Here is a 15,070-nt window from a genome sequence, read left to right as displayed (position 1 = left end):
GATCAGATGGGCAGCTTGCGGAAGATGGGCCGCGGGACGTGCCGCAACACCATCATCACGTACTTGAATGCTGCTGGCGCCCAAACCAATTCCTTACCTTTTGCGGCCGCGGTCACCGCGAGGTTGGCGACGTACTCCTTGTCGACGGTCAGCGGCGCTTCTTTGACATGCGCGCTCATCCGGGTACGCACTTGGCCGGGGCGGATCACCAGAACGCGAACTCCGTACTCGCGCAACGCCTCTCCCAGCCCTAGATAGAAGCCGTCCAGGCCGGCCTTGGTGGAGCCGTAGACGAAGTTGGACCGGCGCACTCGCTCGCCGGCCGCCGAGCTCATCGCGATGATCTGACCGAACCCCTGGGCGCGCATCTTCTCGCCTAACAGCACGCCTACCGAAACCGCTGCGGTGTAATTGATCTCGACGGCGAGCACGGCCTTGTGCTGGTTTTGCCACAGCTCTTCGGCGTCGCCCAGTATGCCGAACGCCACGATGGCGACGTCCACGTCGCCGCCCGAGAAGGCCTCCTCGATCATCTTGGGGTGGCTGTCCGGGTCGGTGGCTTCGAAGTCGATCAGTTCGACCGAGCGCGCACCGGCGGCCTTCATCTGCGCGACAGCGTCGTCACGGCCGGGGTCGCCGGGCATGGCGGCCAACACGATTCGCGCGTGCGCGTTCTGCAGGTAGCGCGCGCAGATCGCCAGCCCGATCTCGGAGGTACCGCCCAGCAGCAAGATGGTCTGCGGGTTTCCTACGGCGTCGAGCACCATCTACAGCAGCTCCAAGCGTCGGGCCATGTCAGAGGCGAAGACCCGTAGCGGGTCGACCTTGCGGCGCACGGCGATCCACTCGTCGATGCGCGGATACATGGCGTGAAAGGTTTCGGCGGTGGTGCGCGAGTCCTTGGCGGTGTAGACGCGCCCGCCGAATTCGAGTACCCGGCGGTCGAGTTCGTTGAGGAACTCGTTGATCCCGGGCTTGTTGGGAAAGTCCATCGCGACGTTCCAGCCGGCCATCGGGAAACTCAGCGGCGCGCGGTTGCCCGGGCCGAACAGCTTGAACACGTTCAGCGCCGAGTAGTGGCCCCGCGTCTGGATCCAACGGATGATGGCCTTGAACTCGTCCATCGCGTCCGGCGGAACCAAGAATTGGTGTTGCGCGAAACCCGTTGGCCCGTAAGCGTTATTCCAGCCGCTGACCAGGTCGAGCATGTGGTAGAACTGCGACAGATTCTGGATCTTGCCGCTGTAGGTTCCGCCGAGCCGGTAGTACACCTCGCCGATCGCCATGAACGAAAGCTTGTTCATCGCGCTGAGCGGAAACACGTTGGGCACCGTCAACAGGTGTGGCGCATCGAATTTGAGTGGGTTCTTGGCGAGCTTTTTCGGCAATTGGTCCAGCTTCGCCAGGCTGCCCCGGCTGACCGCGGCCCGGCCGAGCTTCGGCGGCGGGCTGATCAGGTCGAACCAGGCACTCGAGTAGGTGTATTGACTCTCGCTGCCGTCGACGTGCACCGCGACCGTTTCGTCGAGATCCTTGGTGGCCACGCCGTCGGCGATGAAGTACGCCGTTTCGGTGGGCGTCATGGCGATGGTGGCGCGCAGCACGATCCCCGTCAGGCCGTTGCCCCCGACGGTGGCCCAGAACAACTCGGAATCCGGGCCGTCGGGGGTGATCGTGCGGACGGAGCCATCGGCCATCAGCAGATCCATCGACCGCACATGGCTGCCGAAGCTGCCCGCACTGTGATGGTTCTTGCCGTGGATGTCGGACGCGATCGCGCCGCCGACGGTCACTTGGCGGGTTCCGGGCAGCACCGGAACCCACAGCCCGAACGGCAGCGCCGCCCGCATCAGTTGGTCCAGGCTGACGCCGGCGTCGACATCGACCAGCTGGGTGTCGGCGCTGATCGAGTGGATGCGGTTCAGCACCGTCATGTCGATGACCAGGCCACCGCCGTTTTGCGCGTTGTCTCCATAGGATCGGCCCAGCCCGCGTGCGATGACGCCCCGACCGCCAGCGTCGGCGACCCGGGCCACTGCCTTCGCAATGACCTCGGGATCCGGGGTCGACAGCACCTGGGCCACCGACGGCGCGGTGCGGCCGAAGCCCATCAGCCGGGTGGGGGTGGTCGGAAAATCGGCGCTCAACATCGTCAAAGAGGGTACCGCCTGGCCCGGCGACGATGCGGGACGCTTGCGTCCCGCTGAGGAGTGGGCCCATCCAGAGAAGCACGGTAGGGGTCAGCGGATGCGGAAGATTACGACTCGCTGCACGACGAAGTTGATCACCGTCGCGGTGCCCTGCGCGATGACGAACGCGACCGGCATCGCCCAGCCGGTGTAGTGCAACAACACCAGGCACAGATGGTTGAGCCCGACCTGGACCGCGAAGGTGACGCCGTAGAGAACCATCACCGCGACGAACCGCGCGGTGCTCGGTGCGGCCTGAAATGTCCATCGGCGGTTGATCAGGTAGGCCGTAAGGGTGCCCACGATGAAACTGATCGCCTTGGACAGATCAACCTGCAAACCCACCGCTTTGTACAGCGTCGCGTAGATGCCGAAGTCGACGACGGCCGCCAGCCCGCCGGTCACCACGAAGCGCATGATCTGCGTGGTCAGACTCAGGCGCGCCGGCGCGGCGCCGGACTCGGGGGGAAGCATTGGGGGAGTTTAACGGGGGCGAATGCGCCCCAGCGGCAGTCAGCGGGGCAGCTTCACCGCGATCAACTCGACCTGGCTTTCGCCCTGCGGTGTCGAGTAGGTGACCGTGTCGCCCGCTTTGTGCCCGGCCAGCGCCTGCCCCAGCGGACTGTGCGAGGTCAGCGTCTCGGCCTCGCGACCGACGGGGGTCTCTTCGACGATGGAGATCACGTGCATCGTGACGACCTCGCCGTCGGCGAAGCGCAGGGTCACCTCGGTGCCACCGGGTAGCGATTCGTCGTCTTCGTCGGAGTGCGACGGCCCGGTCCGCAGCCGCCGGTCGAGTTCGTTGATCCGGTCGCCGAGGACAACCAATTCCTCAGCCCGCTGGATCGCCTCCGCGGCGTCGCCGTGATCGCCGACCATCCCGCGGTCGTCCTTGACCTCGGCCTCGAGGAGGTCACGGCGCTGCCGCAACCGGTCCAGCTCCGCGGCGAGGTTCTCGCGTGCGGCATCCGCCACTGATTGGACTTTTTTACTCACGTCCGTCGACCTTCCGGCGGCACGCCGTCCTGGTCACGGGGCGCCCCAACTTGCCTAGTGGTGAATTTGTGGTGCCTCAGTGTTGCACCACCCGAACCCGGCCGCCACCGATATTCGGCGAGCGGCTTGCCATCGGTTATACACGCGTGCCGCAACCGGACGGCAGCACTTTCGCACCGCCGGGACGCGCGTTACCGGCGTGGCTCGGTGTTCGGGACCAGCGAGGTTTCTGGTTCGTCGTAGTCGAAGGTCTCGCCGCGCAGCGCGTCGAAGATCGCTTTGCCCTGCGACACGAGTCCACTGGCCACCTGGCTGAGCCCGTCAGCCCCGTTGAGCACGGTGAGATTCGCGCCGGCGAGCCCCGCCGCGGCCCGCTCCACGATGTCGGGCAGCTGGTCGATGAGCGCCTTGTCCAAGGCCACCCGGTTGTGCGACGCCGCCGCCTCGGCCAAGATCTTCATCTTCTCCGCGTCGGCGACGGCCAAGATCCGGACCCGCTCGGCTTCGGCCTCCGCCGGCTTGACCACCTCGGCGACCAGCTCCTGCTGGCGCAGCTCGGCAGCGCGCTGGGCCAATTCGGTCCGCATCGCCAGCACCTCACGCTGAGCCTCGGCCTCGGCCAGCGGGCCCGCCTGGGCGGCCTCCGCCTGAGCCTTGTCGACCTCGGCCTTGTACTGCGCCTTGACGACGGCGGTCTGACGGGCGAATTCGGCTTGCTGGCGCTGCGATTCCTGTTCGGCCTCCGCGGCCTTCTGGTTCGCTTGCGCCTGGGCGATCTGCGCCATCTGCTGGATGGCGGCGTTGTGCGGAGCCGACATCGCGTTGATGTAGCCGAGCCCGTCGTCGTCGATGGACTGGATCTGCAGGGCGTCGACGGTCAGGCCGATCCGGGCCATCTCCTCCTTTGAGCCGTCGAGCACCTCGGTGGCCAACTTCTGGCGTTCCCGGATGATCTGCTCGACGGTCATCGAGCCGATGATCGAGCGCAGGTGGCCGGCGAAAATTCGGCCGGTGAGTATCGACATCTGGTCTTGCTCGGACAGAAATCGCTGTGCGGCACTGATGATGCTTTCGGTGTCGTTGCCGACCTTGAAGGCGATCACCGCCCGCACATTGAGGGTGATGCCCTGCTGGGTGACGCACTTTTCGGCCACCTCGGACTCGCACATGGCCAACGTCAGGAATCGGGCCTTGCGAAAGAACGGGACGACGAAGGCGCCGTGGCCGGTCACCACACGGAAGGGGGCGTCGCCCTTGGCTTTGGCGCCGGAGATCAGCATCGCCTCGTCCGGCGCGGGCACCCTATAACCGAGCATTCGTAGACTCCTTACGGTTCGCTGTTGTGTAGCAAGGGATTTCGGTTGTCTGCATCAGGACAGGTCCTGCCCGGCGCGTTCCCACGGCTCGACCACTACCGTCCGTCCGCCGCGGATCTCTACCACCAGGACCTTGCTGCCCTTCGGTAGCGGGTCGTCGGACCAGGCCAGGAAGGTCTCCTTCGACCCCCGTACGGTCACCAACACCTCGCCGGGGCCGCGGTCACCGCGCGTTGCCACGACCAGCTTCCCCACACAACCGATTGCGGAGGCGTCGCTCACGATCGCATATTCCTCCATCGACGGGTTCCAGCGTCGAGTTTCGGCACGCTTGCCGCAAGGATAGACGCCGGCACCGCGGTCCGTTCGCTGTCGAACGGGATGCATATGAAGCCTTTCGCTGTGCGCCGGACGCTTGCTAAATCGCCTGTTATCCAGGGGTTTTCCTGTCAGCACAGCGTCTGGCCGATCCCTTGGCGGATTCTCAACGGATCCTTGGCGACGCGCTCGAAGCACCTACCTCTCGCCACGGTTCCAAGAATTCGTAGAGGGCGATGGTCGAACCTTTTCTCACGCACCTGAATCGCCAGGCGCAGATGAGCAAAGGAGCCCGTCATGATGACCACCAAGCTTGGCGCCGCGGCCGGAAAGGCCGCCCGTATCGTCGGTCTCGCGGCCTTCGCCGCATGCCTGACGCTCGGCTCTGCTATGGGATTGGCTCACGCCGACGACCCCAGCGCCGGCGGGATGTACGGCGACCCGGTCGCGGCGGCCGCGTTCTGGCACCCCCAGACCTATGACGACTGCGCAGTGATGGCCGCAGCCGACGTGATCGGCGAGGTGACCGGGCACCAGGTCGAGGAGCAGGAGATCATCGCGGTGGCGCAGAAGCTGCCGAGCCAGTCCCACCCCGGATCGATCTACACGGTGCCCAAGGACACCAACGACCCGAACAGCGGTCAAGGCACCACCCCCGACGATCTCCCGGTGCTGCTGGCGCACTACGGCGTCGGCGCCACTCTGACCAACACGACCGATGCGCCTACGACCGGGGTCGCAACCGGCATGACCGCACTCAAGCACTACCTGGCCAGCGGTCGCAAGGTGATCGTCGAGGTCAACGGCGAGATGATCTGGGGTCTGGCGGTGGATGCCAAGGACAAGACCGGCCAGCCGACCTCGGACCACGCGGTCGTCGTGACTGGGATCGACGTCGTCAACGGTAAAGCGCACCTCAACGACAGCGGGGCCGAGGATGGCGCCGACGAGATCGTCTCCCTCGAGGTCTTCTCCAAGGCCTGGGCCACCAGTGATGACGAGATGATCGTCACCCGCTAGACCCAGTACGGCACCCGGGCGCGGTATTGCCGCATCGCGAACGCCGCCAGTATCCAGCCGACCACGGTCAGCACCAGCACCACCGCCCAATGCCGCAGCTCCTGGTGGGCGCCGAGCAACGGCGCGCGCACGATGTCGAGATAGTGCAGCAGCGGGTTGAGTTCGACGACGCTCGACCAGCGTCCGGCGCCCTGCTGGCGCAATGTGTCGTCGTTCCAGATGATCGGCGTCATGAAGAACAGCAGCTGCACGACCGAAAACAGCAGGGGACCGATATCGCGGTAGCGGGTTGCCAGGATGCCGAAGCACAGGGAGACCCAGATGCAATTGAGCACGATCAGCCCCAGCGCCGGAATCACCGACAGGTCGGCCCACGACCACGGCTTGGGAAAGATCATCGCGACGACGAGATAGATGACGATGTTGTGGGCGAACAGGATCATCTGCCGCCATACCAGCCGGTAGACGTGCACGCTCAACGGCGTTGGCAACTGTTTGATCAGGCCCTCGTTGGCGACGAAAACGTCGGCGCCTTCCAGGATGGCCGCGTTGATCAGGTTCCAGATGATCAGGCCGAGCGTCACATACGGCAGATGCACCGACAGGTCGAGGTGAAACAGCTTGGAATACAGCCCGCCCATCGCCACGGCCGTCGTCCCGGTCGCGATGGTGATCCAGAACGGTCCCAGCACCGAGCGGCGGTAGCGCTGCTTGATGTCCTGCCAGCCCAGGTGCAGCCACAGCTCTCGACGGCGAAATCCGTCGGCCAGGTCGCCCCGAGCCCGGGTGAAGGTCCGCGACTGCGCGGCGGCGTCGACGAAAGTCATGCGGTTCCTCCAGGCTTGCCGAATTGCTCACGACGTCCCAAGCGGCGCAGCCGAATCCACTCCAGCAGGCCCCCGGGATCGCGCCGGGATACCAGAAAGAACCAGCCGAACCGCACCCACTCTTGGACCAGCAGCTTGCGCAGACCCGGCTGTGCCAACAGATACCCGCGGTTGCGGTAGGTGTAGAACCGCTTCGTCGGGTTGTCGGGATACTGCGTGTGCATGCGGCCGCCCAGAATCGGCCGGAACTCGTCGGATCCACAGGGATGCAGGTAGATCGTGTCCAGGCAGGTCCCGAACGGCAGGCCGGAGCGCACCAGCCGGCGGTGCAATTCCACCTCGTCGCCGCGAATGAACAGCCGCATGTCCGGAACGCCGACCGTGTCCAGCGCGGAGGCCCGGAACAACGCGCCATTGAACAGCGACGCGATCCCGGGCAACAAGTCCTGTCCTGCTTCGGTGCGCAATTCGCTTGCGCGCCTGCGCCATACCAGGCCACGACGCAGCGGGAAGGCCAGTCGCTCCGGGTCGTCCATATTGCACACCATCGGCGACACCTCGGCCAGGTTGTGCTTCTCGGCGCAAGCCAGCAGCGTGGCCAGCACCTGGGAGTCCTGCGGACGACCGTCATCGTCGGCCAGCCACACCCAGTCGGCCCCTTGCGCTAGCGCGTGCAGCATGCCCAAGGCGAAACCGCCTGCGCCGCCGAGGTTTCGGCTCGATGCCAGGTAAGTGGTCGAGATCGGCTGGGCGGCAACCAGATCACGGATCCGGCTATCCGCGGCGCCGTCGTTGTCGACGACGATCAGGTGATCGGGCAATCGGGTCTGCGCGCTGAGCATGCCCAGCGACTTGGCGAGTTCTTGCGCGCGCCGGTGGGTCACCACGACGGCCACGATGGATTCACTCATCCCCGGGAGCGCTTTGCGCCAGCGGCTTGTCGGCTTGGATCTGCAGGCTGGTCTCTTCGAGCACCTCTCGGACATGCCGCGCCGCGTCTTCGCCCTCGTAGGCGCGCACCACGTCTTCGATGCCGCCGGTCTGGCGGATGATGCCGTGGTCGATCCACATCGCGGTCTTGCACAGCCGGGCCAAGAATTCGTTGGAATGGCTGGCGAACACCAGGATTCCGGAACGTTCCACCAGGCCCTGCAATCGCGACTGGGCCTTCTTCAGGAAGTCGGCGTCCACGGCGCCGATACCCTCGTCGAGGAGCAGGATCTCGGGGTCGATGCTGGTGACCACGCCCATCGCCAGCCGGACCCGCATCCCGGTGGAGTAGGTGCGCAGCGGCATCGACAGGTAATCCCCGAGCTCGGTGAACTCGGCGATCTCGTCGACCTTGGCCAGCATCTGCTTTCGGGTCTGACCCAGGAACAGGCCGCGGATGATGATGTTCTCGTAGCCGGAGATCTCGGGGTCCATCCCGACGCCGAGGTCGAAGACGGGGGCGACCCGGCCGGTGACCTTGGCCCAGCCCCGGGTGGGTTCGTAGATGCCCGAAAGTAGGCGCAGCAGAGTCGATTTCCCGGCCCCGTTGTGGCCGACCAGACCGACCCGGTCACCCAGCTCGAGCGACATGGTGATGTCCCGCAACGCCTCGACGACGACGACGTTGGAGTTGTTGCGCCCGATCGTGCCACCCGCCTTGCCCAGGAAGGCCTTCTTCAACGATCGCGACTTGGCGTCGAAGATGGGAAATTCCACCCAGGCGTTGCTGGTCTCGATATGCGGACCGCGAGGACCGGACACTGATGCCTTCGCCTACAGGTATTGCCCGGTGCCCGAGCCCGGTCCGTGGCCCGATCGCCCGATTCCGGGGGGCAGGGCTCCTTGGCGCATCTGCTCGAGCTGCGCGCGGGCGGCCATCTGCTGGGCGAACAGCGCGGTCTGGATGCCGTGGAACAACCCCTCGAGCCAGCCGACGAGCTGGGCCTGGGCGATACGCAACTCGGCGTCCGACGGGTCGGTGTCCTCGTTGAACGGCAGGGTGAGGCGGTCGAGTTCCTCGCGAAGTTCCGGCGCGAGACCGTCTTCCAGCTCCCGGATGCTTTTGGCGTGGATATCGCGCAGCCGCTTGCGGCTGGCATCGTCAAGTGGTGCCGCACGCACCTCTTCGAGCAGTTGCTTGATCATGGTGCCGATGCGCATCACCTTGGCTGGCTGCTCGATCAGATCGGTCACGGAGCGCTCGTCGGAATCGTCGTCGTCGTCCGCGGCGTGGATCGCCGAGATCCGCGGATCGGCGCCGCCGATGATCTCGACGGCGCCGTCGTCGTCGTTGCCGTTAGTCAATCCGGTCTCCATCCTCTTCTGCGGCTAGGGGCGGGGTGGTGTGGCATTTCCGCGCCATTCGTAAATTCTGGCCCCGCCGTTGTCGTAGATCAGCGCCCACGACTTCGACTTTTCCAGCGACACTAGTCCGTCGGGCACGGCGAACCCGCGAACCGTGGGCGAGCTCGTGTAGATGTAGCGGATATTGAGCGCCTTGATCGCCTCGACCACCTTGGGATCGGAATCGCCGCGGCGCGCGTACGCCCAGATGATGTAGCGCTCGGGTCCCGGCCCGGTCTGCTGCGGATAGTCGTAGTGGGTCCACAGCGGATGCAGGTCGGCCACCGCGTACATCCAAGCGGTGCCGTCGGTGTTGGCATTGCCGATCAGGGTGTCGTGTGCGCCCGGCAGTGTCGCCAGGTACGCCATGGCCATCAGGTCGCGCTGGTCGATCATCACCGAGTCGTATTTGTCGCCGAACAGCACCAGGTGCCGATAAAAGTAATGCCGCGCGGTGAACACGGTCGTCACGACCAGCAGCACCGCGGTGGCCGATACCCATACCGGCGCGGGTAGGGCTTTGAACCGGCCGGTGATTCGTTTGGCGATCGCGACCACGAGCACGACCGCGCCGAACATCGCGATGGCTGCCATCGGTGTCACCAGCATCGTCACCACGGCCGTGAGCCGGCGCGGATCGTTGTAGAAGAATGTGCTGAGCCCTTCGATGGCGGCGCCGAGCGGATTGTGAAACGGTGCGCCCGAATAGATGGTCGCCACGGTCAGCACCAGCCAAACCGCCACCGGCCACCAGATGCGCTTGTACAGCAGATACGCCATGCCGAGGTAGGCCAGCGCGACCAGGCCGTATTGGGTCGGGAAATCGTTGAGGTGGCGGGTATGCAGCAGCAGCGCATCGACGACGCCCTGCTTGACGCTCTTGAAGCTGGGGAACGCGTGCCCGGCGATGATGTCGGCCTGCTTGAGCACGCCGATGAACTGTGGCGCCAGGATCAGCCCGGTCGGCACCGCGACGGCGGCCAGGATCCCGACGTCGGCGAGCCGGCCCCGCACCGGATGCCACAACGCATCCAACAGCCACCAGCCCAACAGGAACAAGATGACGATGAACCCGCCGGTCAGGTGCACCGACAGCACACCCACCAGGGCCAGCACGGCCACCGGAATGCGGTCGCGGTGCCGCAGCGTCGAGACGATCAAGAGAAACGTCGGGATCGCGACGCCGTAGGCCGCCAGGTTGGGCATTGCGGCGACCCCGAATTCGACGTAGGGCACCGAGGTGAACGACGCCGACAGTGCGGCCGCGGTGGCCGCGATCGCGGCGGTGCGAGCCGCCGTCGTCACCGGACGCAGCAGATGCCAGGTCAGCATTGCCGCGCTGGTCGGGAACAGCCAGATCGAGGCCGCCACCGAGCTCAGGGTGTAGCCGGTGGTCGGTGCCGCCCCGGTGAGCTGGCAGAACACCGCGGTCAGCGCGTGGAACACCGACGGGTAGTACAGCGTCTGGTGGGTCTCGACGTTGCGCAGCTCACCCATGTGGGTGGAGGACGCCTGGCCGGTGTCGAGCATGAAGCGCACCTCGTTGGCGTGCCACACCGCATCCCAGGTACTGGGGACCGACTGCCAATGGGTGAGGCCGCGATAGGCGGCCCACATGATCAGCAGCGTGCCCAGCAGCACACCGGCCGCGACGGTCAACGCGGGCCAACCAGCGAGCCCCCGCGCCTCGGCGTCGGAGTCGCGGTAGCGGGCGAGTAGCAACTGCAAACCCGTCGTCACCACACACACGACAGCGAGCGCCGCGAGCGCAGTCCAACCGTTCCACGGGATTCCGAGCGCGCCGTAAGGGATGATCGCCAGCGCGATCACACCGTAGGTCAGCACCGGGCCAACGGCGACCGCGATTGGCCACGTCAGCTGGGTGATACGCGCAACGATTGTCCCCGGGGCGATCAGCAAAAACAGTGCGATCAGCGTTCCGATCCAGAGCCCCACTCGACTAGTATGGCTGGCCGGGTGACCTGGCTCGGGAAGCCACCGGCTGGCTCGAATGGCTGTGGCACCCGCTACCGTCACAATTTCGCTCTAGCGCGGAAGCTCTAAGGTGGCTGGCATGGCTTATGACGTCGCCCGGGTGCGCGGACTGCATCCGTCTCTGGGTGACGGATGGGCGCACTTCGACGCGCCGGCCGGGATGCTGATTCCCGATTCCGTGGCGACCACGGTGTCCACGGCGTTCCGCCGGTCCGCTGCCAGCACCGTGGGTGCGCACCCAGCAGCGCAACGCAGCGCGGCAGTGTTGGATGCGGCGCGCGCGGCGGTCGCGGATCTGCTCAACGCCGACCCGGCGGGCATCGTGCTGGGCGCCGATCGCGCGATCCTGCTGTCGTCCTTGGCCGAGGCGTCGTCCTCGCGAGCCGGCTTGGGGTACGAGGTCATCGTCAGCCGCCTGGACGACGAGGCGAACATCGCCCCGTGGTTACGGGCGGCACACCGCTACGGCGCCAAGGTGAAGTGGGCCGAGGTCGACATCGAAACCGGCGAGCTGCCGACGTGGCAGTGGGAAAGCCTGATCGGGAAATCCACCCGGCTGGTGGCGGTCACCTCGGCGTCGGGAACGCTGGGCACGGTCACCGATCTGCGCGCGATGACCAAGTTGGTTCACGACGTCGGCGGGCTGGTGATCGTCGACCATTCCGCGGCCGCGCCCTTCCGGTTGCTTGACATCAAAGAAGCCGAGGTCGACGTCGTGGCGGTGAACGCCCTCGCGTGGGGCGGCCCGCCGATCGGGGCGATCGTGTTCCGCGATCCGGCGCTGATCAACTCGTTCAGCTCGGTCTCCACCGATCCCAATGCCACCGGCCCGGCGCGCCTCGAGGTGGGCGCGCATCAGTTCGGCCTGCTGGGCGGCGTGGTGGCCAGCATCGAATACCTTGCGGCGTTGGATGAGTCGGCTCGCGGCAGCCGACGCGAGCGGCTATCGGTGTCGATGCAATCCGCGGCCTCGTATCTGAACCGGATCTTCGATTACCTGATGGTCTCGTTGCGGTCATTGCCGTTGATGATGCTGATCGGTCGTCCGGAGGCACGAATACCGGTCGTCAGCTTCGCGTTGCAGGGCGTGCCCGCCGAGCGGGTCGTGCAGCGCCTGGCAGACAACGGAATTCTGGCCGTCTCCAACGAAAGTTCACGCGTGCTGGATGCGCTGGGCGCCAACGAGGTTGGCGGCGCGGTCACCGTCGGGTTGGCGCACTACACGACGATGGCCGAGGTCGATCAGCTGGTGCGCGCGCTGGCGTCGTTGGGTTGAGCCGCTCCGCTCGCCGCGCACCACGGCTCGAGTGTGCGCTCAGGGCGGCGTAGTCGCACACTGACAGCCCTCGGCGCGCACTCGACGGCCGTCAGACCGCCAGCACGATCTTTCCGTGCACGTCGCCCGACACCAGCTGCTGGTGGGCTTCTGCCGCTTGCTGAATCGGCATGCGCGCGCCGATGAACGGCCGGACCCGGCCGTCGGCGATCATCGGCCACACCGACGCCGTCACCGCGGCGACGATCTCGCCCTTGCTGTTCGGGCCGCTCACCGGCCGGCCACGCAGCGTGGTGCCGATGATCCGGGCGCGCTTGGGTAGCAGCTTGCCGATGTTGAGTTCGGCCTTGAGACCGCCCTGCATCCCGATGATCACCAGCTGTCCGTCGTTGGCCAACGCGTCGAGATTGCGGTCGAGATAGGAGGCACCCATGATGTCGAAGATCACGTCGGCGCCGTCGGTCTCCTCCCGCAGCCGCGCGACGAAATCCTCGTCGTGATAGTTAATGGTGATCTCGGCGCCCAGATCGCGGCAGGTGTCCAGCTTGGCCGCCGAGCCGGCGGTGACCGCCACCCGGGCGCCCAACGCGCGCGCGACCTGAATCGCGTGGGTCCCGATGCCGCTGGCCCCGCCGTGCATCAGCAGCAGCTGGCCTTTGCTCAGGTGGGCCGTCAGCACCAGGTTCGACCACACCGTGCAGGCCACCTCGGGCAGGCCCGCGGCGTCCTCCAGCGTGACGCCGTCCGGGATCGGCAGCAGCTGAGGGGCCGGGACCGCGACGTATTCGGCATATCCGCCGCCAGCGAGCAACGCGCAAACTTCTTGTCCGACGGACCATTCCGTGACACCGGAGCCCAATTCGGCGACGACACCGGAAACCTCCATGCCGATGATTTCGCTGGCTCCCGGCGGGGGCGGATACTTGCCGGCGGCTTGCAGCACATCGGCGCGGTTGACGCCGGCCGCGGTGGTTTTGATCAGCACCTCGCCGGGCCCGGCGGAGACATCGGGGACCTCTTGCCAGACGAGTTGGTCGGAGGATTCGGCGACGATGGCGCGCATGCGGGCCACGGTACTAGCCCCGTTACCCTTGTCAGCGGTGGCGTGGCAGAGCGGCCTAATGCACTCGCCTTGAAAGCGAGAGACGGCTAAAACCGTCCGGGGGTTCAAATCCCTCCGCCACCGCCGTGTTCAGCGGCGACGCTGATCGGCCGCCGCCGCGAAGCCATTGTCGCGCGAAGGGCCGAGACGCGGCCCACGTTTTGCGGTCGGCTCCCACGGTCGCCCCTCGGCCGGAGAGGCACACCCGCTTAGGTCCGGCTGCCCTCGGAGTCGTCGAAGAACGACCAGTCGCCGTCGTCCTCGACCTCCATACGCCAGCCAAGTTCGGTGTTGTCGGCCTTGTTGTCGACGAACCAGGCATGGGCGTCTTCGGCGCTGGCGATGTCCTTGGTGGCGACGACCTCTCCCTGCGGGTTCAGCACTCGATAGTTAGCCATCACCGCAGTGTTCCCACTGCCGGCGTGCTCAACCTATCGGGATCTGCGCCGCGATGGTGTTCATCAGCGCCGTGTAACGGCGCAGTTCCGGGTCGCGGCCGGGTTTGCCGCTGCTGATCAGTCCGGCGGCCAGGCTGCGCTCGGGGTCGGCCCAGATCGCGATATTGCTGAGACCGAGACTGCCGAACGCGGCCGCTGCGTTGCGGCCGAACGGCCCCCATCGGTTCGTGCCGAGGATGAAGCCCGTACCCCAGCGAGCCGGCATCAGACCCACCGCGAAATCCGGCCGCAAGCGCCGGGATTCGGTCACCGCGCCCCGCAGCGTTTCCGCCTGCAATACCCGTACACCGTCGAGTTCGCCGTAGCGGCGCCAGATTTCGGCGAAGCGTGACATCTCGTTAGCGGTCGACACGGTGTTCGACGACGGAATCACGGTCGTCAGGTAGAACGGGGTGTTGGTCACCGGGATCATCTCGTGCACCGTTCCGCCGATCGCCTTGCGGAATATCTGCGCAACCACCGGCGGCAAGGGCCGGCCGGTGGCGTGGCTCGGCGCGACCAGGGCGACGTCTTGCTTGGCGACGCCGAAGTTCGTCCACCGAAAGCCCAGCGGGTCGAGGATTTCGGCGGCCAGGATCTCGCGAATGTCCTTGCCGGTGGCCGTGTAGACGATCTCGCGGATCAGCGGACCCCAGGTCAGCGCGTGGTACATGTGCACCAGCCCCGGCCGATACAGCGGCCGCAAATTGCCCAGCATCTCCTGCACGTACTCGTGGTCGTCGGTGCGTTTGAGGTCGGGCAGCGGCCCGGTGGGAAACGGGAGGCCGGCGCTGTGGGTCAGCACGTGCCGGATCGTGATGCGGTGCTTGCCGTGGCTGGTGAAGGTGGGCATGTATTCGCAGACCCGGTCGTCGAGGGAAAAGGCTCCCCGCTCGACGAGCCTGTGCACCACGGTCGCGGCGATACTCTTGGCCGCCGAGTACACACAGAACGGGGTGTCCGTCGTGACGGGAACCTTCTCGGCGTCGGGAGCGTCGGTGGGCGCATTGCCCCAGCCGTGGCCGATCGCGCGATTGAGCACGACGCGGCCCCGGTGCCGGATGCACAGCTGGATCGCCGGGTGCATGCCCGCCTGGTACCAATGGCGGGCGGCCTGCCAGATGCGTTCGACGGCCACGCTGTCGATTTCCGAGTGGTCCTCGTCGCCGACCGCGGTCACCGCGTCCAGGTCGGCCGGGACATGGATCTTGCCGTCCTCGGTGAGGATCGCGGTCGTGTTCGCCACCCCCGCGAGGGTAC

Annotated in this window: 16 protein-coding genes and 1 tRNA gene; 3 read left to right on the top strand and 14 right to left on the bottom strand. The window is 66.3% G+C overall.

Annotation, left to right across the window (positions count from 1 at the left end; genetic code table 11):
- Nucleotides 1-2: 2 nt before the first annotated feature.
- The 6 genes from OK015_RS00740 to OK015_RS00715 all read right to left on the bottom strand — a co-directional run bounded on the left by OK015_RS00740 (nucleotide 3) and on the right by OK015_RS00715 (nucleotide 4,783).
- Entirely contained in the window at nucleotides 3-767 is a 765-nt protein-coding gene (locus tag OK015_RS00740; protein ID WP_268128494.1) for a decaprenylphospho-beta-D-erythro-pentofuranosid-2-ulose 2-reductase, read from the bottom strand.
- Nucleotides 768-2,150 (bottom strand): FAD-binding oxidoreductase, encoded by a 1,383-nt coding sequence (locus tag OK015_RS00735; protein ID WP_268128493.1) that lies wholly within the window; start codon nucleotides 2,148-2,150, stop codon nucleotides 768-770.
- Between the two features lie 90 nt (nucleotides 2,151-2,240).
- Nucleotides 2,241-2,606, bottom strand: a complete 366-nt coding sequence (locus OK015_RS00730) for a GtrA family protein (RefSeq protein WP_268132364.1) — start codon at nucleotides 2,604-2,606, stop codon at nucleotides 2,241-2,243.
- A gap of 96 nt (nucleotides 2,607-2,702) precedes the next feature.
- Nucleotides 2,703-3,185 (bottom strand): GreA/GreB family elongation factor, encoded by a 483-nt coding sequence (locus tag OK015_RS00725; RefSeq protein ID WP_268128492.1) that lies wholly within the window; start codon nucleotides 3,183-3,185, stop codon nucleotides 2,703-2,705.
- A 191-nt stretch (nucleotides 3,186-3,376) separates the two neighbouring features.
- Entirely contained in the window at nucleotides 3,377-4,501 is a 1,125-nt protein-coding gene (locus OK015_RS00720) for an SPFH domain-containing protein (RefSeq protein WP_268128490.1), read from the bottom strand.
- Between the two features lie 54 nt (nucleotides 4,502-4,555).
- A complete protein-coding gene (locus OK015_RS00715) occupies nucleotides 4,556-4,783 on the bottom strand; it encodes a hypothetical protein (RefSeq protein WP_268128489.1) in 228 nt (75 codons plus the stop codon).
- 336 nt (nucleotides 4,784-5,119) lie between these two features.
- On the opposite strand from OK015_RS00715, the gene OK015_RS00710 reads away from it, so the two are divergent.
- Nucleotides 5,120-5,839: a C39 family peptidase gene (locus OK015_RS00710; protein WP_442791257.1), complete on the top strand. Its 720-nt coding sequence runs from the start codon at nucleotides 5,120-5,122 to the stop codon at nucleotides 5,837-5,839.
- Here OK015_RS00710 and wzm read toward each other — a convergent pair.
- From wzm to OK015_RS00685, 5 genes are read right to left on the bottom strand one after another with little or no spacing between them, the layout of a single operon-like run.
- Nucleotides 5,836-6,666 (bottom strand): galactan export ABC transporter permease subunit Wzm/RfbD, encoded by an 831-nt coding sequence (gene wzm, locus OK015_RS00705; protein ID WP_268128486.1) that lies wholly within the window; start codon nucleotides 6,664-6,666, stop codon nucleotides 5,836-5,838. The two genes, OK015_RS00710 and wzm, sit on opposite strands and share 4 nt — an antisense overlap.
- The gene (glfT1, locus tag OK015_RS00700; protein ID WP_268128484.1) at nucleotides 6,663-7,577 is read right to left on the bottom strand and encodes a galactofuranosyltransferase GlfT1; all 915 of its coding nucleotides are present in this window, start codon (nucleotides 7,575-7,577) and stop codon (nucleotides 6,663-6,665) included. Before glfT1 ends, wzm begins: the two co-directional genes overlap by 4 nt.
- On the bottom strand, nucleotides 7,570-8,418 hold the full coding sequence (gene wzt / locus OK015_RS00695) for a galactan export ABC transporter ATP-binding subunit Wzt/RfbE (RefSeq protein ID WP_268128482.1): 849 nt from the start codon (nucleotides 8,416-8,418) through the stop codon (nucleotides 7,570-7,572). The genes glfT1 and wzt overlap by 8 nt, the downstream gene beginning before the upstream one ends.
- A 12-nt stretch (nucleotides 8,419-8,430) precedes the next feature.
- Nucleotides 8,431-8,973 carry a bacterial proteasome activator family protein gene (locus OK015_RS00690; RefSeq protein WP_268128480.1) on the bottom strand — a complete coding sequence of 181 codons (543 nt, stop codon included), beginning with the start codon at nucleotides 8,971-8,973 and terminating at the stop codon, nucleotides 8,431-8,433.
- Nucleotides 8,974-8,985: 12 nt separating this feature from the next.
- The gene (locus tag OK015_RS00685; RefSeq protein ID WP_268128478.1) at nucleotides 8,986-10,956 is read right to left on the bottom strand and encodes a DUF6541 family protein; all 1,971 of its coding nucleotides are present in this window, start codon (nucleotides 10,954-10,956) and stop codon (nucleotides 8,986-8,988) included.
- Between the two features lie 118 nt (nucleotides 10,957-11,074).
- Between OK015_RS00685 and OK015_RS00680 the strand changes: the two genes are divergently transcribed.
- A complete protein-coding gene (locus OK015_RS00680; RefSeq protein ID WP_268128476.1) occupies nucleotides 11,075-12,271 on the top strand; it encodes a cysteine desulfurase-like protein in 1,197 nt (398 codons plus the stop codon).
- 91 nt (nucleotides 12,272-12,362) lie between these two features.
- Here OK015_RS00680 and OK015_RS00675 read toward each other — a convergent pair whose 3' ends face one another.
- Nucleotides 12,363-13,334: an NAD(P)H-quinone oxidoreductase gene (locus OK015_RS00675; protein ID WP_268128475.1), complete on the bottom strand. Its 972-nt coding sequence runs from the start codon at nucleotides 13,332-13,334 to the stop codon at nucleotides 12,363-12,365.
- Nucleotides 13,335-13,370: 36 nt separating this feature from the next.
- On the opposite strand from OK015_RS00675, the gene OK015_RS00670 reads away from it, so the two are divergent.
- Nucleotides 13,371-13,457, top strand: a tRNA-Ser gene (locus OK015_RS00670).
- A 125-nt stretch (nucleotides 13,458-13,582) separates the two neighbouring features.
- Here the strand turns inward: OK015_RS00670 and OK015_RS00665 are convergent.
- Nucleotides 13,583-13,771 carry a hypothetical protein gene (locus tag OK015_RS00665; protein ID WP_268128473.1) on the bottom strand — a complete coding sequence of 63 codons (189 nt, stop codon included), beginning with the start codon at nucleotides 13,769-13,771 and terminating at the stop codon, nucleotides 13,583-13,585.
- A 28-nt stretch (nucleotides 13,772-13,799) separates the two neighbouring features.
- Nucleotides 13,800-15,038, bottom strand: a complete 1,239-nt coding sequence (gene lipE, locus OK015_RS00660; RefSeq protein ID WP_268132362.1) for a lipase LipE — start codon at nucleotides 15,036-15,038, stop codon at nucleotides 13,800-13,802.
- Nucleotides 15,039-15,070: the final 32 nt, after the last annotated feature.

Source organism: Mycobacterium sp. Aquia_216 (assembly GCF_026723865.1).
Classification (GTDB): domain Bacteria; phylum Actinomycetota; class Actinomycetes; order Mycobacteriales; family Mycobacteriaceae; genus Mycobacterium.
The sequence above is the reverse complement of the archived record's forward strand: the minus strand, read 5'-3'. Positions and strand labels throughout refer to the sequence as shown.